Source organism: Streptomyces sp. NPDC104309, from assembly GCF_055584025.1.
Map to the genome: position 1 here is coordinate 36182 of NZ_JBVJMV010000004.1, position 25512 is coordinate 61693.

19 protein-coding genes are annotated in these 25512 nt (G+C 71.1%); 4 read left to right on the forward strand and 15 right to left on the reverse strand.

The window, feature by feature from the left end:
• Positions 1 to 15: 15 nt before the first annotated feature.
• From ACZ68L_RS06500 to ACZ68L_RS06510, 3 genes are all read right to left on the reverse strand, one after another.
• Positions 16 to 696 carry an AIM24 family protein gene (locus tag ACZ68L_RS06500; RefSeq protein ID WP_469574638.1) on the reverse strand — a complete coding sequence of 227 codons (681 nt, stop codon included), beginning with the start codon at positions 694 to 696 and terminating at the stop codon, positions 16 to 18.
• A gap of 12 nt (positions 697 to 708) precedes the next feature.
• Positions 709 to 2358, reverse strand: a complete 1650-nt coding sequence (locus ACZ68L_RS06505) for a TerD family protein (RefSeq protein ID WP_469574640.1) — start codon at positions 2356 to 2358, stop codon at positions 709 to 711.
• 107 nt (positions 2359 to 2465) lie between these two features.
• On the reverse strand, positions 2466 to 3089 hold the full coding sequence (locus tag ACZ68L_RS06510) for a M48 metallopeptidase family protein (protein WP_469574642.1): 624 nt from the start codon (positions 3087 to 3089) through the stop codon (positions 2466 to 2468).
• A gap of 218 nt (positions 3090 to 3307) precedes the next feature.
• On the opposite strand from ACZ68L_RS06510, the gene ACZ68L_RS06515 reads away from it, so the two are divergent.
• Both ACZ68L_RS06515 and ACZ68L_RS06520 read left to right on the forward strand, forming a co-directional pair.
• A complete protein-coding gene (locus ACZ68L_RS06515; protein ID WP_469575271.1) occupies positions 3308 to 4453 on the forward strand; it encodes a ThiF family adenylyltransferase in 1146 nt (381 codons plus the stop codon).
• Positions 4454 to 4494: 41 nt separating this feature from the next.
• Entirely contained in the window at positions 4495 to 5889 is a 1395-nt protein-coding gene (locus ACZ68L_RS06520) for an ABC1 kinase family protein (RefSeq protein ID WP_469574644.1), read from the forward strand.
• Between the two features lie 175 nt (positions 5890 to 6064).
• Here the strand turns inward: ACZ68L_RS06520 and ACZ68L_RS06525 are convergent, their stop codons facing one another.
• The 5 genes from ACZ68L_RS06525 to ACZ68L_RS06545 all read right to left on the reverse strand — a co-directional run bounded on the left by ACZ68L_RS06525 (position 6065) and on the right by ACZ68L_RS06545 (position 10034).
• On the reverse strand, positions 6065 to 6280 hold the full coding sequence (locus ACZ68L_RS06525; protein WP_469574646.1) for a hypothetical protein: 216 nt from the start codon (positions 6278 to 6280) through the stop codon (positions 6065 to 6067).
• A gap of 166 nt (positions 6281 to 6446) precedes the next feature.
• Positions 6447 to 6770, reverse strand: coding sequence for a hypothetical protein (locus ACZ68L_RS06530; RefSeq protein WP_391741897.1), 324 nt, complete (start codon positions 6768 to 6770; stop codon positions 6447 to 6449).
• Between the two features lie 32 nt (positions 6771 to 6802).
• Entirely contained in the window at positions 6803 to 7171 is a 369-nt protein-coding gene (locus ACZ68L_RS06535) for a WhiB family transcriptional regulator (protein WP_469574647.1), read from the reverse strand.
• A gap of 172 nt (positions 7172 to 7343) precedes the next feature.
• Complete coding sequence (locus ACZ68L_RS06540) at positions 7344 to 7676, reverse strand: hypothetical protein (RefSeq protein ID WP_469574649.1); 333 nt, start codon at positions 7674 to 7676, stop codon at positions 7344 to 7346.
• Positions 7677 to 7841: 165 nt separating this feature from the next.
• Positions 7842 to 10034 (reverse strand): ATP-dependent DNA helicase UvrD2, encoded by a 2193-nt coding sequence (locus ACZ68L_RS06545; protein ID WP_469574651.1) that lies wholly within the window; start codon positions 10032 to 10034, stop codon positions 7842 to 7844.
• Positions 10035 to 10420: 386 nt separating this feature from the next.
• On the opposite strand from ACZ68L_RS06545, the gene ACZ68L_RS06550 reads away from it, so the two are divergent.
• Positions 10421 to 10675, forward strand: coding sequence for a mycoredoxin (locus ACZ68L_RS06550; protein ID WP_351075460.1), 255 nt, complete (start codon positions 10421 to 10423; stop codon positions 10673 to 10675).
• 101 nt (positions 10676 to 10776) lie between these two features.
• Here ACZ68L_RS06550 and nudC read toward each other — a convergent pair whose 3' ends face one another.
• The 7 genes from nudC to ACZ68L_RS06585 all read right to left on the reverse strand — a co-directional run bounded on the left by nudC (position 10777) and on the right by ACZ68L_RS06585 (position 22327).
• Entirely contained in the window at positions 10777 to 11724 is a 948-nt protein-coding gene (gene nudC / locus ACZ68L_RS06555; protein WP_469574653.1) for an NAD(+) diphosphatase, read from the reverse strand.
• 44 nt (positions 11725 to 11768) lie between these two features.
• Positions 11769 to 13163, reverse strand: a complete 1395-nt coding sequence (locus ACZ68L_RS06560; protein ID WP_469574654.1) for a dipeptidase — start codon at positions 13161 to 13163, stop codon at positions 11769 to 11771.
• A 216-nt stretch (positions 13164 to 13379) separates the two neighbouring features.
• The gene (locus ACZ68L_RS06565) at positions 13380 to 17060 is read right to left on the reverse strand and encodes a UvrD-helicase domain-containing protein (RefSeq protein WP_469574656.1); all 3681 of its coding nucleotides are present in this window, start codon (positions 17058 to 17060) and stop codon (positions 13380 to 13382) included.
• 291 nt (positions 17061 to 17351) lie between these two features.
• A complete protein-coding gene (locus ACZ68L_RS06570; protein WP_469574658.1) occupies positions 17352 to 17693 on the reverse strand; it encodes a hypothetical protein in 342 nt (113 codons plus the stop codon).
• 138 nt (positions 17694 to 17831) lie between these two features.
• Entirely contained in the window at positions 17832 to 21434 is a 3603-nt protein-coding gene (locus ACZ68L_RS06575) for an ATP-dependent helicase (RefSeq protein ID WP_469574660.1), read from the reverse strand.
• A 97-nt stretch (positions 21435 to 21531) separates the two neighbouring features.
• Positions 21532 to 21855 carry a hypothetical protein gene (locus ACZ68L_RS06580; RefSeq protein ID WP_469574662.1) on the reverse strand — a complete coding sequence of 108 codons (324 nt, stop codon included), beginning with the start codon at positions 21853 to 21855 and terminating at the stop codon, positions 21532 to 21534.
• Positions 21836 to 22327, reverse strand: coding sequence for an MGMT family protein (locus ACZ68L_RS06585; protein ID WP_469574663.1), 492 nt, complete (start codon positions 22325 to 22327; stop codon positions 21836 to 21838). The genes ACZ68L_RS06580 and ACZ68L_RS06585 overlap by 20 nt, the downstream gene beginning before the upstream one ends.
• A gap of 221 nt (positions 22328 to 22548) precedes the next feature.
• Between ACZ68L_RS06585 and ACZ68L_RS06590 the strand changes: the two genes are divergently transcribed.
• Positions 22549 to 25395, forward strand: coding sequence for a lysylphosphatidylglycerol synthase domain-containing protein (locus ACZ68L_RS06590; RefSeq protein ID WP_469574664.1), 2847 nt, complete (start codon positions 22549 to 22551; stop codon positions 25393 to 25395).
• Positions 25396 to 25512: the final 117 nt, after the last annotated feature.

The following is a 25512-nucleotide window of genomic DNA, read 5'->3' on the forward strand; positions in this document are numbered from 1 at the left end:
GTCTTCTCGCTCCCCTCAGCCCCGGGCCCGCAGGCGGTCGGTGCTGTCCTCGCTCGGCTGTACGACGACGATGCCCTGACCGGAAAAGGCCATCTGATATGCCTCGCCGCTGCCGCGGCCGATCAACGAAGCCGCCTTGAAGCTGCGCTTGCCCTTCACCTTGAGGTTCGGGGACCAGGCCACGAGCGCGTCGGGGTCGACATATGTCTCGTCCTCGCCGCTGCCGCAGTTGACGACGACAGGAGTTCCGCGCGAGGTCAGGGCGACCCAGCCGGTGCCCGAGACGGACACGTTCCACAGGCCCTGGCCGGCGAACTTGGCCATCCCCTTGACGCGCTCGACGCCCCACTGGAGCTGAGCGTCGAAGGCGAGGACGTTCGTGCCGTTGACCGACAGCGCCTCATTGTTGAGGTGGACGACGACGACATGGGCGCCGTAGTCGGCCAGGTACAGCAGTCCGTCCCCGCTGCACTTCATGAGCGGGGCGCCTTCACCGGTGATCCAGTCACGGGCGATCTGGCGTACGGCGGGCGGGTTCGGTTCGTACTGGATGAATCCCTCGTACGCGACCATCGAGCCCACCCGGGCGAGGAGGTCCTGCCCCGTGGCCATCGCCACCTTCAGCATGGCGCTGCCGTGATTCTCCATACGGGCTGTGACGGGCGCGGGGGCGTACCCCGCAAGCTGCTGGTTCATTCCTCGGCTTCCTCAGACCTCGTACGGCTGGACGACGATGAAGTTGCCCGGGGCCCCCCGGAACTGAAGGTTCACCGACTCCCCGCTGTGTCCCGGGTAGGCGTTGTAGCGCAGCCGCACCTGGCTGGAGACGATGACCTGCGATGCGGCGGACCAGGCCACGATCGCGTCGCTGTCGGCGAAGGTCGTGGGCGTCACGGGCAGGACGACCGGAGTGCCGTGCGTCATCACCACGACCGTGCCGGTTCCCTGGAAGAGCATCGTGAACAGCGCGCCGCCCGGGATGCCGTGCCCTTCGATCCTCCGTACCTCGTACTGAAGGGACTCGTCGAAGGCGAGGACCCGCTCGGCGGAGACGCAGATGCTGTCGCCCTGCAACTCGATGGGGTGCAGATGGGCGCTCTCCTCCGCGAGGAAGATCTGGCCTCGGCCGGTGCAGCGCATCAGCTGCATCTCCTGGCCCGTGGCGTGCCCCACGATCCGGCCGGCGAAGCCCGCTCCCTTGTAGCCGAAGTCGACCTTGCCCTGGTACATGACCATGCTGCCCTGACGGGCCAGGACGGGGGCGCCGTCCTCCCCGAGGTCGACACGCACCAGTTGCTTGTTCTGCGCGGTCCAGCGCCGGCCCGTCGGCACCTCCTTGTAGAGGTTGACGGCCGCCTGAAGCCCGGCACCGGACTGCGGCACACCTTGCGGAACCCCCGGGGACATGCCGGGAGGCTGCTGCCCGTACGGAGCCGGAGCCTGCTGTCCGTAGGGCGCGGGCGCCTGCTGGCCGTACGGGGCGGGACCCTGCTGGCCATAGGGTGCCGCGGGCGCGGGCCGGCCGGGGATCTGACCGAACTGCGGCTGCCGGCCCGGTTGTCCGTACGGCGCGGGCGCGGGCGCGGGGGGAGGAACGGTGCCGCCCTGCGGCGCCATGGGGGCCATCGGCGCCACCATCGTCGGCGCGTTGTGGATCTGTTGCTGCGGGTCGGGGGCGGGGGCACCGAAGGACGGGGCCGGCGGAGGGGCTTGGGGTGCCTGCGGCGCGGCCGGGGCGCCGAAGGACGGGGCGGGCGACGGTTCGGCGGCCTGGGCGGGCGGCGCGAACGACGGGACGGCGGCCTGCGGCTGAGGTGCGGCCGGCTCCTCCTCGGCGACCTCACCGCCGAAGTTCTTCAGCAGCGCTTCCAGGCCGCCGTCGAACCCCTGCCCCACGGCGGCGAACCGCCACACGTCCTTCAGGTAGAAGTCGCCCAGCATCACCGCGCGCTCGGTGGTGAACTCCGAACCGGTGAAGGCGTACCTGACGACTTCTTCGCCGCCCGCGACGATTCGGATGTATCCGGGACCGACCTGGGACATCTGGCCGGCGCCGTCGACCGTGGCGGTGAACGACAGCTTGTGGATGTTCGCCGGAATGCGGTCCAGGGTGACGCGGAACGACTCGGTGTCACCGGCCTGGGCACCGAGAAGCTGAATGGACTCCTCGGGCGATTTAGGCTGATTGAAGAAGATGAAATACCGGTCGTCGGAGAGCTGCTCATTGGCATCGAGCCCGAAGCAGCTGATGTCAAAGGTCAGTCCCGGGCCGGCGATCTGCACACCTACGTACAGGTCCGTCCCCGGCGTGAGATCGCTGATCTTGGCCTTGTGGCCGCGCTGGAATTCCCTGGCCATGCGTAACGACCGTCCCCCATCCCGAATGTGAATGCCTCGCGTCAGGCTAACCGCAAACTCCGACGTTGGGCCAAGCCGGTACACACCCGGTACAGAATCGCCGAACGTCACTCACCGCGTGCGGCAGGCAGATGCGGCAGCCGGTCGGCCGCCACCACACCCTCCAGGTAGCCGCGGGCCCGTTCGGTGCGCGGATACGCCTCCAGCAGCCGCCAGAAGCGCGGACCGTGGCCGGGTACGAGCAGATGGGCCAGTTCATGGACCAGTACGTAGTCGACGACGTACTCGGGCATGCCCTGCAGCCGGTGCGACAGCCGGATGCTGCCCTCCGCCGGGGTGCAGGACCCCCATCGGGTGTTCTGATTGGTCACCCAGCGCACCGACACGGGTCTGGCCCGGCCCTCGAAATACTGCGCGGACAACCGCTCGGCCCGCTCGACGAGTTCGCTGTCTCCGAGGACGCGTTTGCTCTCCTGGGCCGCGAGTTTGTCCAGCATCACGTTCACCCATCGCTGCTCCTCGGCCGCCGACATCCGGGCGGGGATGAGCACGATGGTGCGATTCCCCTCCCGGTACGCGGAAACCGTTCTGCTGCGGCGGGTGCTCCTGCGGACCTCGACCGCGCTCGTTGCCGAGGCGCGGGGCGGACGGTCTGCCGCGCTGCGCTGATGGGTTCCGGCGCTGCGCGCGGGGGACTCCCCGGCGATTCCGGGTGACGGGTCGGCGGGCACGCCACGACGTTACCCGGTGTCAGTGGGGGAAGTCCCGCCTCCGGGACGGTTCGCGCCTGATCCGCTCCGTGGCATGCACCATTTGAACGACTAATACCCCACACCTGTGGATAACTTTCTGCGTGTTTCGACGCCTGCCTGCATTCTGACAACGGATCTCGCGGAGATCCGGACACAGTCCACGCACAGAGATCATGGAACACACACCGGGGGAAGCCGTGTATCCGATGTTGAAGCCCGCACTGCGCCGCGCCTGGCGCGGCCGAGGCGCCGTGCAATTCGGAGTGACACCCGCTCATGCGGTCAAGCTCAGTCCGATGGATATCGCCACGGGCTGTTTTCTGGAACTGCTCGACGGTACGCGCGGTCTCCCGCTGCTGCGGGAAGAAGCGCGGGCGCTGAACCTGTCGGACCATCAAATGGACACCCTGGTAGGCCGCTTGACGGCTGCCGGCCTGATCGATGACCTGCGGCCCGTCGGCCCGGAGATCGATGCGTTACGGAAGCGGCCCGGTGTCCTGGAGCGGCACCGCCCCGATCTGGCGTCGCTCTCCGTCGTCCATCCGGAACCGGGCGGCGGGATGCGGCGGCTGGCCGCCCGCCGGGCGATGCGGGTCCAGGTGCGGGGCGCCGGGCGGGTCGGTGCCGCGATCGCGGCGGTGCTGTCCGGCTCGGGGGTGGGCCGGGTGGAGGTGCTGGACGGTGGGCACACGGAGCCGTGGGACGTCTCACCCGGCGGGCTGCCGCAGTCGGCGGTCGGAGAGCGCAGGGACACCGCCGCCCGGCAGTTGGTGCGCAGGGCCGCCGCCGGGTCGGCTCCCCGGGAAGCGGAAGCGGCGGCTTCCTCCACGGGTGGCGAGCCAGGACTTTCCCTGATCGTGGTCGCCCCTCGCGACGGACTCGGGGTGTACGTCCCCGACCCGCGCACGGCCGAACCCTGGATCACTTCCGGAACACCCCATCTCTATGCCGGAGTGATGGAGGCGACGGGAGTGGTCGGGCCCCTGGTCCTGCCCGGGGGTACGGCATGCGCGGGCTGTCTGGCGCTGGAGCGTGCGGATGGGGACGAGCAGTGGACCAGGATGCTGTCCCAGTGGCAGTCCGGGCGGCGCACCGCCGTGCAGGCCTGTGATCTGGGGCTGGCGACAGCGGTGGCAGGCCTTGCGGCCGCGCATGCGCTGTCCTTTCTGGACGGGGAACTGCCCGCGAGTACCGGCACTCGGTGGGAAGCCGCGCTGCCGCTGCTGGACTGGCGGTCCGAGCGGATCCCGGCGCATCTCGACTGCTCCTGCGGAGCGGCTGGGCACACTGGGAGGGAGCGCGCCTCCGCGGTCGACACGGCGCACGACACAATGGCCGGGTAACCGCCGCACGCGGTACGGCAGTCTGGGATTTGGAGGGGCTCATGTCTGATCTTCCCCGGAAAGCGGTCACCCGTACCGCCAAATTGGTCGCCCTGCCACTGGGCTTCGCCGGCCGCGCCACGTGGGGCCTGGGCAAGCGGATCGGCGGGAAGTCGGCGGAGCTGGTCGCCCGGGAGGTTCAGCAGCGCACCGCGGATCAGCTCTTCAAGGTCCTGGGCGAGTTGAAGGGCGGGGCGATGAAACTGGGTCAGGCCCTGTCCGTCTTCGAGTCGGCACTGCCGGAGGAGGTTGCCGGGCCGTACCGGGCGGCGCTCACCAAACTGCAGGAAGCCGCACCTCCCCTGCCCAGCGCCACGGTGCACGCGGTGCTGGAGGAACGGCTCGGCGAGGACTGGCAGGAGCTGTTCCTCGAATTCGAGGACAAGCCGTCGGCCGCCGCCTCGATCGGCCAGGTCCACCGGGCGGTGTGGCACGACGGGCGGGACGTGGCGGTGAAGGTGCAGTATCCGGGCGCCGGAGAGGCGCTGCTCTCGGATCTGACTCAACTCAGCAGGTTCGCCCGGCTGCTCGGCCCGTTGATCCCCGGCATGGACATCAAGCCGCTCATCACGGAGCTGCGCGACCGGGTCTCGGAGGAACTGGACTACGAGCAGGAGGCGCGGTCGCAGCGTGACCATGCCGAGGAGTTCGCCGCCGACCCGGATGTCGTGATCCCCGGGGTGGTGCACCAGTCCGATCAGGTGCTGGTGACGGAGTGGATGGACGGCGTTCCGCTGGCCGACGTGATCGCGGAGGGCACCCCCGAGCAGCGGGACCGGGCCGGTCAGTTGCTGGCGCGTTTTCTCTTCTCGGGGCCCGCCCGCACCGGCCTGCTCCACGCGGACCCGCATCCGGGCAACTTCCGGCTGCTGCCTCCGGACGAGGAGGCCGGCGAGGACGGGCAGTGGCGGCTCGGAGTGATGGACTTCGGCACGGTGGACCGGCTGCCGGGCGGCCTGCCGCAGACCATCGGGAGCTCCTTGCGGCTGACGCTGGCGGGTGAGGCGGTGGCGGTGTACGAGCTCCTGCGCGGGGAGGGCTTCGTCAAGGAATCGATCGACCTCGACCCGGATGCGGTGCTCGACTATCTCCTCCCGATCATCGAGCCTGCGCAGGTGGAGGAGTTCACCTTCACCCGGAGCTGGATGCGCAATCAGGCGGCGCGGATCGCCGATCCCCGCTCCCCCGCCCACCAGTTGGGCAAGCAGCTGAATCTACCGCCCGCCTATCTGCTGATACACCGGGTGACGCTGAGCACGATCGGGGTGCTGTGCCAGCTGGGTGCGACGGTACGGCTGCGCGACGAACTCGAGTCCTGGCTTCCGGGGTTTCTGATCGAAGAACAGCAGGATTCAGTGGTCGAGGAGTTGGCGGGCGACGGCGCCGTCGGCGCGTAGGCGGTTGACACCTGGCGCGAAGCCCGGGACATCACGCCGCCGGTCGTCACCGCTTGGGGCTCCTTGCCCCGGTCATCTCGACCCGGCTGTCCCGGCCCGGTCGCCTCGACCCGGTCGCCTCATTCCTGGGTGACGCCCCTTCGGCTGTCCCCCCCAGGTATCACCACCCCAGGTATCACCACCAGGCGGAGTCGAGGCGGCTCTCGATGGCTCTGATGTGGGTGCGGGCGCACTCCTCGCAGAAGTACTGGTGCCTGCCGTTCTCCACGGAGCAGATCCAGGTCGGCGGTGCGGTCTCGCTGTCGGCGGAGATATCGCACAGAGCGCACGCGATCACTGCTGTGTCCCTGCGCCCGGCTTGCTGAATCCGGTGATGAGTTTCCTCGTCCACCTCGTGACGATAACCCCGTCGCCGCTGTGGCGCGCGGCACCACACAGCACGACCGCGGGGCCGGCCCGTCCGGACCGGCCCCGCGGAAGGGGTACTGACTATGGGTACTGGCTGCTGCCGAGCAGAGCGGCTGCCCGGCAGCGGGTGCTGCTGGAGTTCGGCGTGACTAGTGCATGACCGCCATGGCCAGCGCACGGCGGGCGCGCATCGAAGCGCGCTCCGCCCGGCGCTGCATCCGGCGCGCGGCGACCAGGCGTACGGCCTGGCGTTGCGTGTCGGCTTCCCTCAGGCGGTCGTGCATATGCGCACGTGCCAGGGCTTCTGGGATGAGTTGCATCTCGCGGGTCCTGTTCTGACGCGAGTCGTTCGCGCCGATGATGGTGACGTTCGGTGTTGCGGAGCCGACGGGCTCATTCGTGGGGACGGACATCGGGGCCTGATTTCGGGGATCGTGAGTGTGGGGACGGTCGATGGTTCCGACGCGCTTCATGGGTTTGGGGGCCGTGACCCCCAGTCCGGCGATCACGCCGCGACCGGGTTCTTGCGCGGACGGCCACGCGGCCGCTTGCGAGCGACGACGACGCCCTGGATGAAGAGCTCACCGCCCCAGACGCCCCACGGCTCGCGGCGCTCTTTGGCGCCGGCGAGGCAGGCCTCGACGAGCGGGCAGGTGCGGCAGAGGGACTTGGCGTACTCGACATCGGCCGGCGACTCGGCGAAGAAGACCTCCGGGTCGTAGGAGCGGCAGGGGACGGGCACGCCGAGGTTCTCGATGGCGTCGTCGAGCGCGGTGAGTGCGGTGAGGGGGGTCAAGGCGGAGTCCTCCGTGAGGCCGGGCGGCGGGATCGTGTCGGAAAGCGGTACGGACGGGGCGTGCGCTTGGAGTTGCACGGTGGGTGGTGTCCTCGTCTGGTCGTTCCGGCCTGTTGGCCGGGGGCGGCTGGTACCGGGTGTTGCTTGTCCCGAGGCTCCTTCTCGCTGTCTCGTCCGTTTGGACAAAACAAAAGGGCCGCGGATCCCGAGTGGGGTTCCGCGGCCCTGAAGGCGCCGGCCTGATGGTGAATCAGGCTGGATCACTCCAGGGTTCAGGCCCACGGAAGGCCCACATCGTGTGATGCGTCATCTGCTTCTTGGCGCCGGATTCCGCTCCTGCACCGACGGCCGCAAAGGCATAGGCCTGGGCCTGTCCCTTCGCTACTGCTGCTGCCGGTGCCTGGGTCGGTCGCTCATTACGCTCCTGCACGGGGAGGCCAGGCAGGGACAGCGGGCTGACGGCGGAAATGCCGGACATACCGGTGCCACGCAGCGAGGACTTCGAAGAGCAGGCGAGGCCGAGCGAGCAGGCGGAGACGACCGAGAGATCGGTCATTTTGTTGGTCTTGATGATGCTGATCACTTCAATCGCCTCCTCTCGGCGTCTCGGGGGGACCGGCGGGCCGGTCCTACGTATTCGGATAAGTACAGCACAGGACCAGGGCTTCAGAGAAGTCGCTGTTCCCGTGGTTAAGAACCTATGGTGATGACTGGGGCGGGCGCAAACTATTTTTTCGACGAGTTTTTCTCACACCTCGTCAACGGCGTCCCCAAGTCCGTCCTCTACCGTCTCACCTGCACAAATGGCGAGTACTGCGGTCCCGAACCGGTCCAGCTTCCGCGCGCCGACGCCGGAGATCCCGGCCAGCTCGCCCGCGCTGCCCGGCACCGCCTCGGCGATCGCCATCAGTGTCTTGTCCGTGAAGACGCAGTACGCGGGCTGACCGATCTCCTTCGCCCGGACCGCCCGCCAGTCGCGCAGTCGCTCGTACAGTGCCTCGTCCATGTCGGAGGGGCAGTCGTCGCAGCGCATCAGCTTCATCTCGCCCGCATCCGTCAGGGTCTTGCCGCAGACCCGGCAGCGGGCAGGGCCACGCCGGCCGCGCTTGGCGACCGGGCCGGGGCCCCGTTCGATTCCGCCGCCACCAGCCGTGCCGCGCGTACCGAGCGGCACGGAGCCGGGGCGCAGTCCGTTGAGGAACCGGCTCGGGCGCCGTCCGGCGCGGCCGCCGGGCGAGCGGGAGAGCGACCACGACAGCGAGAGGTGGAAGCGGGCGCGGGTGACGCCGACATACAGCAGTCGGCGCTCCTCCTCGATCTGCTCGTCGGTCTTGGCGTAGGTGATCGGCATCATGCCCTCGGTCAGCCCGACCAGAAAGACCGCGTCCCACTCCAGGCCCTTCGCCGAGTGCAGCGAGGCGAGAGTGACCCCCTGGACCGTGGGGGCGTGCTGGGCGGCGGCGCGCTCGTCGAGCTCCGCCACCAGATCGGAGAGCGTCGCGCCCGGCTTGGCCCGTTCGAAGTCCTCGGCGAGCCGGACCAGCGCGGCCAGGGACTCCCAACGGTCTCGCACCGCCCCGGAGCCCGCGGGCGGCTCCGCGGTCCACCCCTTGGTGGACAGCACCGCACGGACCTCCGCCGGCAGCCCCTCCGCGTCGTCGAGCAGGGAGTCGTTGCCCCCCGCGCGGGCCGCGCCGCGCAGGGCGACGCCCGCTTCCCGTACCTCCGCCCGCTCGAAGAAGCGCTCCGCTCCGCGCAGCTGGTACGGCACGCCCGCGTCGGCCAGTGCCTGCTCGTAGACCTCGGACTGGGAGTTGACCCGGTAGAGCACGGCGATCTCACCGGCCGGGACGCCCGCGGCGATCAGATCGCGGATGCGGCGCGCGGTGCCCTCTGCCTCCGCGGGCTCGTCCGCGTACTCCGTGTAGAAGGGCTCGGGGCCGGGCTCGCGCTGCGAGACCAGTTCCAGCCGGTGCTCGGCGGCCCGGCCGCGGGCCTGGCCGAGGAGTCCGTTGGCCAGATGGACGACCTGGGGGGTGGAGCGGTAGTCCCGGACCAGCTTGACCACTGTCGCGTTGGGGTGGCGGGTGCGGAAGTTCAGCAGGTGGTCGGGGGTCGCTCCGGTGAAGGAGTAGATCGTCTGGCTGGCGTCACCCACGACGCACAGCGTGTCCCGGTCGCCGAGCCAGAGGTCGAGCAGCCGCTGCTGGAGAGGACTGACGTCCTGGTACTCGTCGACGACGAAGTGCTGGTACTGACGGCGGACATGATCGGCGATGTCGTGGCGGTCCTGAAGGATGGCGACGGTCAGCAGCAGCACGTCCTCGAAGTCGATCACCGAGCGGTCGCGCTTCAGCTGCTCGTACATCGCGTAGATCTGGGAGATCTCGGCCGGGTCCCGCGGGGCGTCCCGCTGGGTCTTGGCGACCACGGCCGGATAGTCGGCGGGCACGGTCTGGGTGACTTTGGACCACTCGATCTCGCTGGTGACATCGCGCAGCTCGTTGCGGTTGAGCCGGATGCGGCAGCGGGCCGCGGCCTCGGCGACCAGCTGGACCTTGCGTTCCAGCAGCCGGGGCAGGTCACCACCGACCGCCTTCGGCCAGAAGTACTGGAGCTGGCGCAGGGCGGCGGAGTGGAACGTCCGCGCCTGCACCCCGCCCGCGCCGAGCAGGCGCAGCCGTCCCCGCATCTCGCCCGCGGCCCGGTTGGTGAACGTGACGGCGAGCACGCTCGTCGGCTGAAGTATTCCGGCGCGCACCCCGTAGGCGATGCGATGAGTGATCGCACGCGTCTTGCCCGTACCGGCTCCGGCCAGCACACACACCGGGCCGTGCAGGGCCACGGCGACCTCGCGCTGCTCGGGGTCCAGGCCGTCGAGCACGGCATCGGCCGACTCGGGGACCTGCGGGAAAAGGGAGGAATGCGTTGCTGCTGTCACCCCGCCATGCTGCCAGGTCGGAAGAGGCCGGTGCGAAGGTTGTCCACAGGCGAGCAGTATCTGTCGTACTAATGCGGGAGGGGCGGTCCCCTGCGGGAACGAGGGTCCCGTACGGGGGTAGCAGCCCCGGACAGGAAAGTGGCGGTGCGGTACGAGGGTCGCGGCGCGGGGTACGGGGGTGGCGGTCCTCGATGCGAGGGTGGCAGTTCGGTGCGAGGAGGGCGGTCCACCGCGCGACAGAGGGGCGGCAGCGGGAATGGTGGTCGGCTCGCGTACGTTCCCTTTCCGTGCGGCGACGCACTTTCCAGCTTCTCCGCGTGACGGATGAGACGGATGAGACAGACGACAAGTCTGAGAAGACTGATGAGACAAAGGAGTGCGAAGACATGCCGGGCACTGTGACGATGTACAGCACCACGTGGTGCGGCTACTGCCGTCGGCTCAAGGGCCAGATGGACCGCGAGGGCATCGCTTACAACGAGATCAACATCGAGCAGGACCCGGAGTCCGCCGCCTTCGTCGAGAAGGCCAACGGGGGCAACCAGACCGTTCCCACCGTCCTGGTGGTCGGCTCCACGGGTGTCGAGGCCGTCATGACGAACCCGTCCCTGGCCCAGGTCAAGCAGGCGCTGGCCGCCTGACCCGCCCTTCCCGCGATATGGGAACGCCCTCTCCGGTCGCGCAGCTCCGGAGGGGGCGTTCCGCTGTCTCGTGAGCCGTCCGGCCGGCATCGGCCGGCACGTCAGCCGACGGTGCCCGGCTTCGGAAGTGGCTTGCCGTACCAGAGTTCGATCAGGCGGGCCGCGATCGAGATGCCGTACGGGGGCATGATCTCGCCCGACTCGAAGGCCGCCGTCAGGTCCTCGCGGGAGAACCAGCGGGCCTCCTCGATCTCCTCGCCGTCCACATTGATCTCGGAGGAGGTCGCCCGCGCCATGAAGCCCAGCATCAGGCTGGACGGGAACGGCCAGGGCTGGCTGGCGATGTACTCGACCTCGCCGACCGTGACACCCGCTTCCTCGAAGACCTCGCGGGCCACGGACTGCTCGATCGACTCCCCCGGCTCGACGAAGCCCGCGAGCGTCGAGAAGCGGCCCTCGGGCCAGTGCACCTGGCGCCCCAGCAGGGCGCGGTCCTGCTCGTCCGTCACCAGCATGATGACCGCGGGGTCCGTACGCGGGTAGTGCTCGGCTCCGCATGCCTGGCAGCGCCGGATGTGGCCGGCCGCCGCGATGACCGTGCGCTCGCCGCAACGGGAGCAGAAGCGGTGCAGGCGCTGCCAGTTCTCCAGGGCCACCGCGTGCACCATCAGGCTCGCGTCGCGGGGGCCGAGCAGCAGTCCGGCCTCGCGCAGGCCCGCCGGGCGGGCCGGCTGGTCCATGCGGCCGGGCAGGGAGTCCTTCTGGAGCGCGAAGTAGCTGACGCCGTCCTCGTCGGTGCCGAGGAAGTAGCGGTGGGTCTCGGTGACCGGGGCCTCGAAGGCCGGGGTCATGACGATCTCCGTACCGCCGTCGGCGGTGTCGTCGATCAGCACCTGCCCGCCGCAGACGACGAACACACGGGTGGTCGGGTGGCTCCAGGCGGCGGACAGCCACGCCTCGTCGAGGCGGTGGTGCGCCGCGCGATCGATGCCGCTGGGCGCGGTGAGACCGATGGGCCGGTCTGCGGTGGCGTTGTCGAAGGTGCTCACAGGTGCTTCCTACTCCCCCGGGATGGATCGGGTGTTCAGAGGATTCAGCGGAGTGCGACGGCCAGCTCGCCCCAGAGGTGGGCGGTTGTCTCCACGCCCTTGAGCAGAAGGTCGAGTTCGACCTTCTCGTTGGGAGCGTGCCAGCCGTCGGACGGTACGGAGATGCCCAGGAAGAGGACGGGTGCGCCGAGCACGTCCTGCAGGTCGGCGGCGGGCCCGGAGCCTCCTTCGCGGGTGAAGAGGATCTGCTGGCCGAAGGCCCGTCCCATGGCGCGGGCCACGGCCTGCAGGGCCGGGTGGTCCAGCGGTGTCAGACAGGGGCGGGTGGCGGGCGCGAAGGTGATCCGGTGGCGGACACCGGACGGGATCTGCGCCTCGGCCCAGGCTCGTACGACCTGCTGGACGTGATCGGGGTCCTGGCCCGCGACCAGCCGGAAGCTGATCTTCACGAGGGCGGAGGAGGGAATGATCGTCTTGCTGCCGGCGCCCTGGTAGCCGCCACCGATGCCGTTGACCTCGGCGGTGGGGCGGGCCCAGATGCGTTCCAGCGTGGAGTAACCGGCCTCGCCCGAAGCCGCCCGGGACTTGGCGGTGCGCAGCCAGGTGGCCTCGTCGAAGGGCAGTTCGGCGAAGAGCGCGCGCTCGGTGTCGGTGAGTTCCGTCACGCCGTCGTAGAAACCGGGGATCGCGACCCGGCCGTCCGCGTCGTGCAGGGCGGCGACGAGCCGGGCCACGGCGGTCGCCGGGTTGGGGACCGCGCCACCGAACGAACCGGAGTGGATGTCCTGCTCCGGGCCGTGCAGCTCGATCTCGCACTCGGCGAGGCCGCGCATGCCCGTGCAGACCGTGGGAGTCTTCTCGTCCCACATGCCGGTGTCGGAGACGATCACCGCGTCGGCCGTGAGCCGGGCGGCCCGTTCTTCGACCAGCGCGCGGAAGTTCGGGGAGCCGGACTCCTCCTCACCCTCGATCAGCAGCTTGAGGTTGACGGCGGGGGTGGTGCGGCCGGTGGTGTCGAGGTGGGCCCGCACACCGAGGGTGTGGAAGAACACCTGCCCCTTGTCGTCGGCGGCGCCCCGCCCGTACATGCGGCCTTCGCGGATCACCGGCTCGAACGGGTCGGTGTCCCAGCCGTCCTCGCGTGCGGCGGGCTGCACGTCGTGGTGCCCGTAGACGAGGACGGTCGGGGCGTCCGGGTCGTCGGACGGCCACTCGGCGTAGACCGCGGGCGCGCCGGGCGTCTCCCAGATCTCGCTGACCGGGAAGCCGGTCTCCCTGAGCTTGGCGGACAGCCACTCGGCGCTGCGTCGTACGTCCCCGTCGTGGACCGGCTGTGCGGATACGGACGGGATGCGCAGCCAGTCGGCGAGGTCGTCGAGGAAGGCTGCGCGGTGCTGCTCGGTGTACGTACGGACGGCGCTGTCCGGGGTGTCGCTCATGGCCTTGAGCCTAGTGCCTCGCCAAGTGGGGTTTGCCCTCCGCGGAGCATCGTCCGGTGCGTGCGACCGCAGGGCGCCGGAATGCCGTCGGACGGGGTCTCCCCCGCTCGACCGGAGCTGAGAGCTCGGCGAAGGAGTCATGACGACCGACGACAACGCGACGAGGCGCGGTGCGGTGCCGGGGCATGCGAGCCCGGCAGGATCCGAACGAGAGGCCTAGCCCGTGGGAGGCGGTTCGTCCAGCAGGAGCCGCTCCAGCTCCGCGCGGCCCGGGAGGCGGACGGGGCGGACGGTCTCCCCGCTGCGCACGTACAGGAACGTGGCGCTGACGTCGGTGAGCGGGAGCTCGTGCAGTTCGGCCCAGGCCAGGCGGTAGACCGCGAGCTGGAGGGGGTCGGCGGTATGGGCGCGGGCGGTCTTCCAGTCGACGATCTCGTAGGTGTCCCCGGTGCGGTACACCGCGTCGATACGGCCCCGGATCACCCGGCCGGCCAGGGTGATCTGGAACGGCGCCTCCACGCGGTACGGGGTACGGCGGGCGTAGGGGGTGCGCTCGAAGGCCTCCTTGAGTGCCGCGAGGTCGCGCTCGTCGGCGATCTCGGCATCGCTCTCGTCTCCGCCCGGCAGCTCGTCCGGCCCGAGCATGGGCAGGGGCAGCTCCTCGAAACGGGACTCCACCCAGGCGTGGAAACGGGTGCCCCGACGGGCCGCGGGCTGCGGAGGCCGGGGCATGGGCCGGGCCAGCTCCTGGGCGAAGCCGTCGGGGTCGTCGGCCAGGCGCAGCAGCTGGGTGGCGGAGAGCGAGGCGGGTACGAGGACGTCGCGCACGGTGGCGCGGGCGCGGCGCAGTTCGCCGGTGAGGGCGTCGAGGTCGCGGTCCCAGGAGGCGAGCGTGCGGGACTCCTCGGGGGTGAGGCGGCGGTCCCCGGTGGGTTCGGGGGCGCGGGCGGCCGGGACGTGTGGTGTGGGGGCGGGGGGCTGAGCGGGGGTGGGAATGGGGAGATGAGCGGGGGCGGGGAACGGGACAGGACCCCGTGGGGGCTCCGTCGACAGTGCGTTCCAGTCATCGGCGTCTCCGGGGAACGCCTCGTTGTCGGGGAACGGGGCGTCGTCGGAGAACAGCTCGTCGTCGTACGAGCCGTCATACGGATCCGGGGCGTCGTACGGATCCGGAACGTCGGACGGATCCGGGGCGTAGGAGGGCGCTTCGTACGCGTCCGGCACGCCCCCTGACGCGGCCAGTGCCTCCAGATGTGCCATCACCGTGTCCGCGGCGGCCCGGCGGCGGGTCAGCGCAATGCCGTCCAGCGGAAGCGGCCACGCCCGGTCGGCCTCCTTCTCGGCGAGCGCCGGGTTCTCCTCGTCCTCGGCCGGTTCGTCCGCCCATGCCTCGATCTCGCCGTGTCCGGCCGCGCAGTGCTCGTACAGCGTGTGCAGGAAGTCGGACGGGCCGCGCGGCTTCTTCTGGGTCGGGCCCCACCAGTGGCCGGAGCCGAGCAGCAGTCCGCGGGGCCTGGTGAAGGTGACGTATCCCAGGCGGAGCTCCTCGGTGTGCTGGTGCTCCTTCATCTCCTCCTTGAAGCCCTTGAGCCCCTTGGCATCCCACGCGTGGATGACGGGAAGGGTGGCCTTGTCCCCGCGCAGCGCGTGCGGGAGGACCTTGGACTGGGACGTCCAGGCGTCGCGGGACTGGCTGCTGGGGAACTGGCCGGTGACCAGACCGGGCACCGCGACAACATCCCACTCCAGGCCCTTGGACTTGTGGGCGGTGAGGACCTTGACGGTGTTCTCCCCGCCGGGCAGGGCGTTGTCCAGGCCCTTCTCGTACTGGACGGCGGTCCGCAGGAAGCCCAGGAACGCGAGGAGGGTGGCCTCGCCGTCGACGGCGGCGAAGCGGGCCGCGACGTCGAGGAAGTTGGCGAGGGTCTCACGGCGGCGGGCGGCCAGGGCGTGCGGCGACGCGGAGAGCTCGACCTCAAGGCCGGTGGTGACGAGGACGCGGTGCAGCACGTCCATGAGGGGGTCGGCCAGCGAGCGGCGCAGGTCGCGCAGTTCGGCGGCCAGGCGGGCGAAGCGGATGCGGGCCTCGGTGGAGAACGGAAGGCCGTCGTCCTCTCCTCCGCCCGATTCGAGGAAGGTGTCCAGTGCGTCGGCGAGTGAGATCACTTCGGCCGGATCGATGCCTTCGACGGCCTCGGCGAGGCGGCGGTCGGGGTCGAATTCGTCGTCGTCGCCGTGGGCCGCGCGGTGGACGAGGAGGCGGGCGCGACGGCCGAGGAGTGCCAGGTCGCGGGGGCCGATCCGCCAGCGGGGGCCCGTGAGCAGCCGGACCAGGGAAGCATTGGCGCCGGGGTCCTGGAGGACCTCGCAGACCGCGACGAGGTCGGCGACCTCGGGCAGATGCAGCAGCCCGGACAGGCCGACGACCTCGACCGGAATGTCACGGGCCACCAGCGCGGCCTGGATCTCCGGGAAGTCGCCCGCGGTACGGCACAGGACGGCGATCTCACCGGGCGCCTTTCCGGTCCTGACGAGGTGCGCGATCGAGTCGGCGAGCCAGTCGATCTCTTCGGTGTGGGTACGCAGCAGAGCGCAGCGGACGGTGCCGTCCCGTTCGGCGCCGGGAGCGGGGCGCAGCGCCTCGACGCCCTCATGCATGGCACGCAGGGGTGCGGCGAGGCCGTTGGCGAGGTGGAGGAGCCGCCCGCCGCTGCGGCGGTTCTCGCTGAGGGAGTAGCGGGTGGCGGGCGTTCCGTCGGCGTGCGGGAAGTGGAGCGGGAAGTCGTCGAGGTTGGCCACGGAGGCGCCGCGCCAGCCGTAGATCGCCTGACAGGGGTCACCGACGGCGGTGACGGCGTGGCCGGCCCCCGCCGCTTCCGCGGTCCGCGCCCCGGCCGCGGTCTCCGCCGTCCGCACCCCGGCCCTCGGCGATTCGGCCGCCGCGTCGGTGGTCGTTCCGGTCGGTGTCTCCGTAGCCGCCGTCTCGGAACCGGGGCCAGGGCCGGAGCCTCGGCCGGAGCCGGGGCGTCGGCCGAAGAGTGCGGAGAGCAGCAGGCGCTGGGCGACCGAGGTGTCCTGGTACTCATCGAGCAGGACGACCCTGAATTCGTCGCGCAGGATCGCGCCGACCTCCGGGCGGGTGAGGGCCAGCTCGGCCGAGAGCGCGATCTGGTCACCGAAGTCGAGGAGGTCGCGGCTCTTCTTGACCTCGCGGTAGCGGCGGGTCAGCTGCAACAGCTCACGACGGGCCTGCGCGGTCTCGGGGATCTTGCGCAGCTCGGCGTTGGTGAGCCGGGCCGATTCGAGCGTGCGGAGCAGGTCGGTGTCGTGCTCCGCGAGCTGTTCGGGCTGTACGAGATGCTCGGCCAGCTCGGCGTCGAGGGCCAGCAGATCGCTGACCAGTGTGGGGAACGACCTGGTCAGGGCCGGATACGGGCCGGGGGCCTCGCGCAGCACGCGGGCGGCGAGCTGGTAGCGGGTGGCATCGGCGAGGAGGCGGGTAGTGGGTTCGAGCCCGATGCGCAGCCCGTGCTCGGTGAGGAGCCGGCCGGCGAACGCGTGGTACGTGGAGATGCTGGGCTCGCCCGGGGGGTCGTCCGGGTCGATGGCGTCCGGATCGGTGACCCCGGCCGCGATCAGGGCCTTGCGGACGCGCTCGGCGAGCTCCCCCGCCGCCTTGTTGGTGAAGGTGAGCCCGAGGACCTGCTCGGGGGCGACCTGTCCCGTCCCCACCAGCCACACCACGCGCGCCGCCATCACCGTGGTCTTCCCCGACCCGGCTCCGGCCACGATCACCTGCGGGGCGGGCGGCGCTGTGATGCAGGCCGTCTGCTCCGGGGTGAACGGGATCCCGAGGAGTTCCTTGAGCTGCTCGGGATCGGTGATACGTGAGGACACCCGACCGAGGCTAACCGGGCGCACTGACAATGTGCCGGGGCGGCCGCCGGCTCCGGCCGCCCCGGGAGATCCGGCGGACGGCAACGGAGCCACGCGGTGGCCGACAACAGGGCCGCCTGTCGGCCCGGTTCCGGACTGCTTCGAAGGACGGCTGCTTCGAGGAGAGGCTGCTCCGAGGGGGGCTGCTCCGAGGGGGCTGCTTCGAGGGACGGGGACGGTCGCCTCGACATTTCTTGCGAGGACGGCCTCATGAGCACTGGAGCATCCGGCCCGATGCCGCAGCCTGTCCGGTCAGCGGTCGACGGTCCAGGCCGCGTCGGCCGGTGGGGTGCCTGCCGAGAGGAGGTGCCGGACGATCCGGAGTGCCTCGGCCAGCGGCACGGTGTCCTCATCGAGGTACTCGTCGTCCTGGCCGTTCGACAGCCTGAAACCGTCGCTCCAGCCTTCGGCCCCGGGGTCCACCGCGTGCGCGCCCGGGTCACCTTCGCTGTCGAGGAGCATCACCATCGCGCGTTCGGCATTGCTGACGACAGCGAGCCGGCGTCCGGACGAGCTGGTCAGCCACGTTTCAAGCTGCCCGTCGGCGATCCTGAGCCTGAGCACGTCGAGCGCCTCGTCCGGAGCCACTGGCACGGTGTCACTGTCGAATGTCCATGATTCGGCCACGCGTACGACTGTCTCGCACGGCACGGTTCGGACACCGGCCCGGTCCGCCTGCGTCAACACCCACGCCATGGTCGCCCGCAACCATACGGAGAAACGCCGAAAGGATCACTCCAGGATGTGGCGGCCCTCCGGCTGTGCGCTGCATGAGGCCCGGAAGGCGCAGTGCGTGCAGTGCTGGCCGGTCGAGGGGGTGAAGCGTTCGTCCAGGACCCGGCCGGCGGCTGTGGCCAGGAGATCGGAGACCCACTCCCCGGAGAGCGGTTCCTGGGCCTGCACCTTGGGAAGGGCGTCGCCGCCCTCCTTCTTGGGGGCGGGCTGGCGCAGCTGTACGAGTTCGGCGCCGCCGGGCACGAGGCGGCGGCCGTCGAAGACCTCGTCGACCGCCCCTTCCCGTACAGCCAGCTGGTACACGGCGAGCTGGGGGTGACGCGTGACCTCGTCCTTGGTCGGGGACTGCTTGCCGGTCTTGAAGTCGACGACGTACGCCCGGCCCTCGGCGTCCTCTTCGACCCGGTCCATGGAGCCGCGGATACGTACCTCGTACTCCCCCGCCCCCAGCGTCACGTCGAAGTCGTGCTCGCTCGCGGCGGGGGTGCGGCCGGCCCGGTCCATGACATGCCAGCGCAGGAAGCGCTCCAGGGCGACCCTGGCCTGTTCCTTCTCCTGCTGGGACTTCCAGGGGGCGTCGAAGGCGAGTCCGTCCCAGACCGAGTCCAGCCGCTCCATCAGGACGACCAGGTCCGCGGGGGTGCGTCCTGACGCCACCTCGTCAGCGAGTACGTGGACGACGTTGCCGAAGCCCTGTGCGGCCGTCGCGGGGGCGTCTGCCTTCACCTCGCGGCCGAGGAACCACTGGAGCGCGCAGGTGTTGGCGAGCTGGTCGAGCGCGCTGCCGGAGAGGGCCACGGGCTGGTCCCGGTCGCGGAGCGGAACGGCGGAGCGGGTCGGCTCGTACAGGCCCCACCAGCGGTACGGATGGGCCGCGGGTACGAGCGGCTGGCCCTCGTCGTCGGTGAGCGCGGCGAGCCGGGCGAGGCGGCGGGCGGCTTCCTCGCGCAGCGTGTCGGAGGCGTCGGGATCGACGGTGGTGGCGCGGAGTTCGGCCACAAGCGCGGCGACGGCGAGGGGGCGGCGAGGCCGGCCGGTGACGTCGCGCGGTTCGACGCCGAGCTCGGCGAGGAAGCGGGACGGCTGGTCACCGTCGTCGGCGGGCGCCTTGACCGCGGTGACGACGAGACGATCCCGGGCGCGGGTCGCCGCGACATAGAAGAGGCGGCGTTCCTCGGCGAGGAGGGCGCCGGGGGTGAGCGGTTCGGCCAGGCCGTCACGGCCGATCCGGTCCGCTTCGAGCAACGAACCGCGGCGGCGCAGGTCCGGCCAGAGCCCCTCCTGCACTCCCGCGACAACGACCAGGCGCCACTCCAGGCCCTTGGACCGGTGTGCGGTCATCAGCCGAACGGCGTCGGGGCGCACCACGCGCCTGGAGAGGGTGTCGGCCGCGATGTCCTGGGCGTCGACCTCCTCCAGGAAGTTGAGCGCGCCGCGACCGCCGGTACGTTCCTCGGCGCGGGCCGCGGTGTCGAAGAGGGCGCAGACGGCGTCGAGGTCGCGGTCGGCGTTGCGGCCGCCCGCCCCGCCGCGCAGCGCGGCACGTTCCAGCCGCCCCGGCCACGGGGTACCGGACCACAGCTCCCACAGGGCCTCTTCCGCGGTACCGCCGCCTTCGAGGAGCTCACGCGCCTTGCGTAGAAGTGCGCCAAGGCGCTGGGCGCCACGGGCGTACGCCGGATCGTGCGCGACGAGCCGTTCGGGCTCGGCAACCGCGCGGGCCAGCAGGTCGCCGGAGGGCGCCGGTACGCGGTTCCCGCCGGCCCTCTCCTCGTCGCGCAGGGCCCGGCCGAGCCGACGCAGATCGGCCGCGTCCATGGAGCCGAGGGGAGAGGTGAGGAGGGTCAGGGCGGTCTCGGTGTCCAGCCAGGAGGGCGCTTCGGAGGCGGGGGCCCGGCCTGGAGCCGGATCGGGTTCCCGGCCGAGGTCCCGGCCGAGGTCCCGGCCGTGAGCCACATCGGAAACCTGATCGGGTTCCCGGCCGAGGTCCTGATCGGGCACCTCTGTCTCCACCGGCGCCTCCGCCGACACCTCAGCTCGGACCTCTTCACCTTCCGGAACAGAGTTCTCCGAGTTCTCCGAGTTCTCCGAGTTCTCCGAGTTCTCCGAAACAGGGTCCTCCGTCACAGAGATCTCTGCCACGGAGGTCTCTGTCACGGAGGTCTCCGCACCCTGGCGCAGCGCCGCTGTCGCGACGGCACGGAGGGCTGTCAGGAGTGGTGCCACAGCCGGTTCGTGGCGCAGGGGGAGATCGTCGCCGTCGATCTCCAGGGGAACGCCCGCCGACGTCAGGGCCCGGCGCAGCGAGGGGATCGTGCGGCCCCCGGCCCGTACGAGCACCGCCATCTCGTTCCACGGGACGCCGTCCTCCAGATGTGCCCGGCGCAGCAGGTCGGCGATGTTGTCGAGCTCGGTGGAGGGGGTCGGGTAGGTGTACGCCTCCACGCTGCCGCCCTCGCGGACCGCGGCGAGCTCCCGGTGGGCGCGGACCTTCGCCGAGGGCAGCCGGGTCAGCGGCATCCGGCGGGTGAGCAGTCGGGTGGCGGCCAGCAACTGTCCGCCGGAACGTCGCGAGGTGGTGAGGACGCCGACCGGGGCCGGAGTGCCGTCCGCCCGCCGGAACGCCTCCGGGAAGTCGAGGATGCCGTTCACATCGGCGCCCCGGAACGCGTAGATCGACTGGTCCGGGTCACCGAACGCGATCAGGTCCCGGCCGCCCCCCGCGCCCGGCACGCTCCCCCGGTTGCCGGCCAGCGCGTGCAGCAGCCGTACCTGCGCCGGGTCCGTGTCCTGGTACTCGTCCACGAACACCGCGTCGTACCGCCCGGCCAGCAGCGCCGAGACCTCGGGGCGCTCCGCGAGCAGCACGGCCCGGTGCACCAGCTCGGCGTAGTCCAGTACCCCCTGCGCGTCCAGCACGTCCAGGTATTCGGCGAGGAACTCGGCGGCGGCCCCCCAGTCCGGTCGGCCGGTGCGGCGGGCGAAGTCGGCCAGCGCGTCAGGGCCCAGGCCCAGCTCGCGGCTGCGGGCGAGCACCGCCCGTACCTCGTCGGCGAAACCGCGCGTGGTCAGACAGGCCCGCAGCTCGTCGGGCCAGCGGATGTGCGCGAAACCGTCCTGTTCGAGTTCGAGCTGACCGGCGAGCAGCTCGCGGACGGTGACGTCCTGCTCCGGACCGGAGAGCAGCCGCATCGGTTCGGCGAAGAGGTCGGCGTCCTGATGGGCGCGCACCAGCGCGTAACAGAAGGAGTGGAACGTGGTGGCCTGCGGACCGCGGGCGGCACCGAGTCTGGCGGCCATCCGGTCGCGCAGCTCCACGGCGGCCTTGCGGCTGAAGGTGAGGACCAGGACGCGGGCCGGGTCGCCGCCCCGCGCCACACGTGCGGCGACCGCTTCGACGAGCGTGGTCGTCTTGCCGGTGCCGGGTCCGGCGAGCACCAGGAGCGGGCCGCCGGGGTGATCAACCACCGCACGTTGCGCCGCGTCCAGAAGAGGGGGATCCACGGAGCCCGGCGGGGTGCGCACCAGTCGGTACGCGCCCGCGGTCCGCTGCCGTGCCTGACGGTGCGGACTGTGCCGGGTGAAGGAGGAGGAGCTCACGTGGTTCGCCGGTCCTGGTGGGTGTACTGGTGATGAGGGTGCGGTGCGTGCCGCGAACTGACGACGCTACGCCAGCGGGGGCGCGATGCGGGGCGAGTCAACTGCGTGCCTCGTCACGTTCCGCGTCACCGACGCCCTCGGCGGGCTCCATGCCGCAGGAGCGGTCGCCACGTTCCGTATCGCGGGCGGCGTCGGCAGGCTCCGGGCCACGGGAGCGGTCGCCACGCGCCGCATCGCGGGCGCCGTCGGCGCGCTCCGGGCCGCAGGAACCGTCGCCACGCGCCGTGTCTCGGGCGCCCTCGCCACGCGCCGCATCACGGGTGCTGCCGCGCAACGCGTCGTGTTCCGCATCACGCGCCGGGCCCGCCACCACCCGTTGCGCACCCGAATGGCCGAAGCTGTCAGGTGTGAGCACCTCCACCCTTGTCCCTGCCCGCGCTCGCGCTCGCGTCCGCGCCGCCGGTGACGCCGTCCCACCGTGCCCGCTTCATGTCGAGGCGCGGCAGATGCCCCTCCGCGCTGCGCGAGGCCTCGCGCAACGGGGTGCTCTCCTCCCGGTAGTGGCCCAGCGCACGCAGTTCGTGGCCGGGCAGCAGTGCCCCGTCGGCACGCACCACGCGCCACCACGGCACTGCGGCCCCGTACAGCGCCATGACCCGGCCGACCTGGCGCGGGCCCCCGTCGCCCAGCCACTCGGCGACATCTCCATACGTCATGACACGGCCCGGCGGGATCAGCTCGGTGACATCGAGCACCCGCTCCGCGTACTGAGGCAGCTCGTCGACCGCCCGGCCGTCGATCACACCGCCGTCGATCGCGCCCTCATCGATCGCCCGGTCGTGGATCGCCCGGTCGCCGCTCGTCCCGTCGCCGCTCGTCCGGTGTTGGCTCATCCGGCCCATCCTGCCGTACTCCACCGACAGTCCGGCGCGATCCGCGAGCGTCCTTTCACGGGGCGTGCGTGCGGGGACAAAGGAGCGTATCTTGCGCTTCGCGTGTCCGCGCAGTGCACCCTGATTCCCTCCTCTGTCGCCGGGCCGTGCCACCATCGTGCGGGCGGTGACCGGTGATACGAGAACACGAAGACCAATCAGAGGCGACGAAGGAGCAGGGCGTGCAGCCACCGAAGGCGGCGGACGCCCCTGACGCCGAACCGCACCCGGACGCGTCCGGCAGGCCCGCCGAAGAGCCCGGTTCGGAGCGGGAGGCTTCCCCCGCGGAGCGGGATGCTTCCCGTGCGGGGCAGGAGAGGTCCGGTGCGGGACAGCAGGCGCTCCCCGAGCATCTGGCCGGCTCGACGCTCTCGGCCGCCGCGGCGGAACAGGCCGAACGCGTCTCGGGGGACGAGCCGCTGCTCCCCGCCCGGGTGCACCGGCCCTCCGATCTCATGCGACTGCTCATCGGTGTCCTGGCGATCGTCGTCCTGTTCTCGATCGCCGCGTTCGCCCACGGCACGACCACCGGTCTCGAACAGGACATCAACAAGGGCACCGGCCAGGCACCCGATGTCCTGATCAAGCTCGCCGGTCTGGTCTCCAGCATCGCCGTGCTCCTCGTCCCCGTCGCCTTCGCCATCGAGCGGCTGATCAAACGCGACGGGCTACGGATCGCGGACGGCGTGCTCGCCGCCGTGCTGGCGCACGGCGTCACGCTCGCCGCCGACCTGTGGGTGGCCAAGTCCGCCCCCGGCACCATCCAGGACGCCCTGACCCAGCCGCAGCCCGGTGACGCGCTCACCGATCCCGTCCACGGCTATCTCGCTCCCGTGATCGCCTATATGACGGCGGTCGGGATGGCGAGACGGCCGCGCTGGCGGGTCGTGCTGTGGGTGGTGCTGCTGCTCGACGCGTTCGCCATGCTGGTCGGCGGCTACACGACCCCGTTCTCGATCGTCCTCACCGTGCTGATCGGCTGGACCGTGGCGTACGGCACGCTGTACGCGGTCGGCTCGCCGAACGTCCGGCCGACCGGCCAGCACCTGATGGCCGGTCTGCGCCATGTCGGCTTCCACCCGGTCAACGCGATGCGCGCCGAGGACACCCCCGACTCCGGCGACCAGAACGACCGGGGGCGCCGCTATCTGGTCACCCTGGAGGACGGGCCACCCCTGGATGTGACGGTCGTCGACCGTGAGCAACAGGCCCAGGGCTTCTTCTACCGGGTCTGGCGCAGGCTCACCCTGCGCGGCATCACCCAGCGCCGCTCCATCCAGTCGCTGCGTCAGGCGCTGGAGCAGGAGGCGCTGCTCGCGTACGCGGCGATCGCGGCCGGGGCCAACGCGCCGAAGCTGATCGCCACCTCCGAGCTCGGCCCCGACGCCGTGATGCTGGTGTACGAGCACATCGGCGGCCGTTCGCTGGACGCGCTGGAGGACTCGGAGATCACGGACGAGCTGGTGCGCGGGGCCTGGCGCCAGGTCAAGGCGCTCCAGTCGCGGCGGATCGCGCACCGCAGGCTCACCGGGGACGCCATCCTGGTCGACCGTTCCGGCAAGGTGTTCGTCACCGATCTGCGCGGCGGCGAGATCGCGGCCGGTGATCTGGTCCTGCGGATGGACGTCGCCCAGTTGTTGACCACCACCGGCCTGCGGGTGGGTGCCGAGCGGGCCGTCGCCGGCGCGTTGGAGGTGCTCGGCCCCGATGCCGTCGCGGACTGCCTGCCGCTGCTCCAGCCGATCGCGCTGAGCCGCTCCACCCGGGCGACCCTGCGCAGGCTCGCCCGGGAACGCTCGCAGCGCGAGCGCGAGGCGGTGCTCGACGCGTCGGACGCGGCCAAGCGCGCGAGGGCGCTCGAACACGGGGCGGCCCAGGACACGGCCGCCGCCGGAGCGGGGCCCGAACGCGCGGCCGACCACAAGGCCGCGCGCAAGGCCGCACGGAAGTCGCTGCGCAACCATAAGCAGGCCGAGAAGCGGGCCATGGACGACGCGCTGGAAGAGGCGCGCGAAGAGGATCTGCTCTCCCAGATGCGACAGCAGGTGCTGCTGATCCGGCCACAGGCACCGGTCGAACCGGTCCGGCTGGAGCGCATCAAGGCACGCACCCTGTTCAGCTGCATCGCCGGCGCGATCGCCGCGTACTTCCTCATCTCACAGGTCACCCAGGCCGACTTCGGCGCGGTCGTCGAGCAGGCGGAGTGGGGCTGGGTGGCGGCCGCGGTCGGCTTCTCGGCCCTCAGCTACGTCGCGGCGGCGATGAGCCTGCTGGGCTTCGTGCCGGAACGGGTGCCGTTCGGCAGGACCGTGCTGGCGCAGGTCGCCGGCTCCTTCGTGAAGCTCGTCGCCCCGGCCGCGGTCGGCGGCGTGGCGCTGAACACGCGCTTCCTGCAGCGTGCGGGAGTGCGTCCGGGGCTCGCCGTGGCGAGTGTCGGCGCCTCGCAGCTGTTCGGTCTCGGCTGCCACATTCTGCTGCTGGCCGCGTTCGGCTATCTGACCGGTACGGAGAAGACCCCGTCCTCGCTCACCCCGTCCAGGACGGTGATCGCCGGGCTGCTGACGGTGGCGGTGCTGGTGCTGGTGGTGACGGCGGTTCCGTTCCTGCGGAAGTTCGTGGTGACACGGGTGCGGTCGTTGTTCGCCGGAGTCGTTCCCCGCATGCTCGACGTGGTGCAGCGCCCGCAGAAGCTGCTGACGGGCATCGGCGGGATGCTGCTGCTGACCGGCGTGTTCGTGATGTGCCTGGACGCGTCGGTCCGGGCGTTCAGCGGTCCGGATGTGCCGCGGCTCAGTTACGCGAGCATCGCGGTGGTCTTCCTGGCCGGCAACGCGCTGGGGTCGGCGGCGCCCACACCGGGCGGAATGGGCGCGGTGGAGGGCGCGCTGACGCTGGGGCTGATCGCGGTCGGCCTGCCGAAGGAGGTCGCGGCACCGGCCGTTCTGCTCTATCGGCTGCTGACGCTGTGGCTGCCGGTGCTTCCCGGCTGGCTCTGCTTCAACCATCTGACCCGCAAGGGCGAGCTCTGACGGTCCTCGGCGGCCGGACGGTCCTCGGCGGCCTGACGGCTCGTCCGAGGCCGGCCCCCGCACGAGAAGCCGATCCGGCCTGCCCTGCCCCGGCCCCACGTACGCGACCCCGGTCCG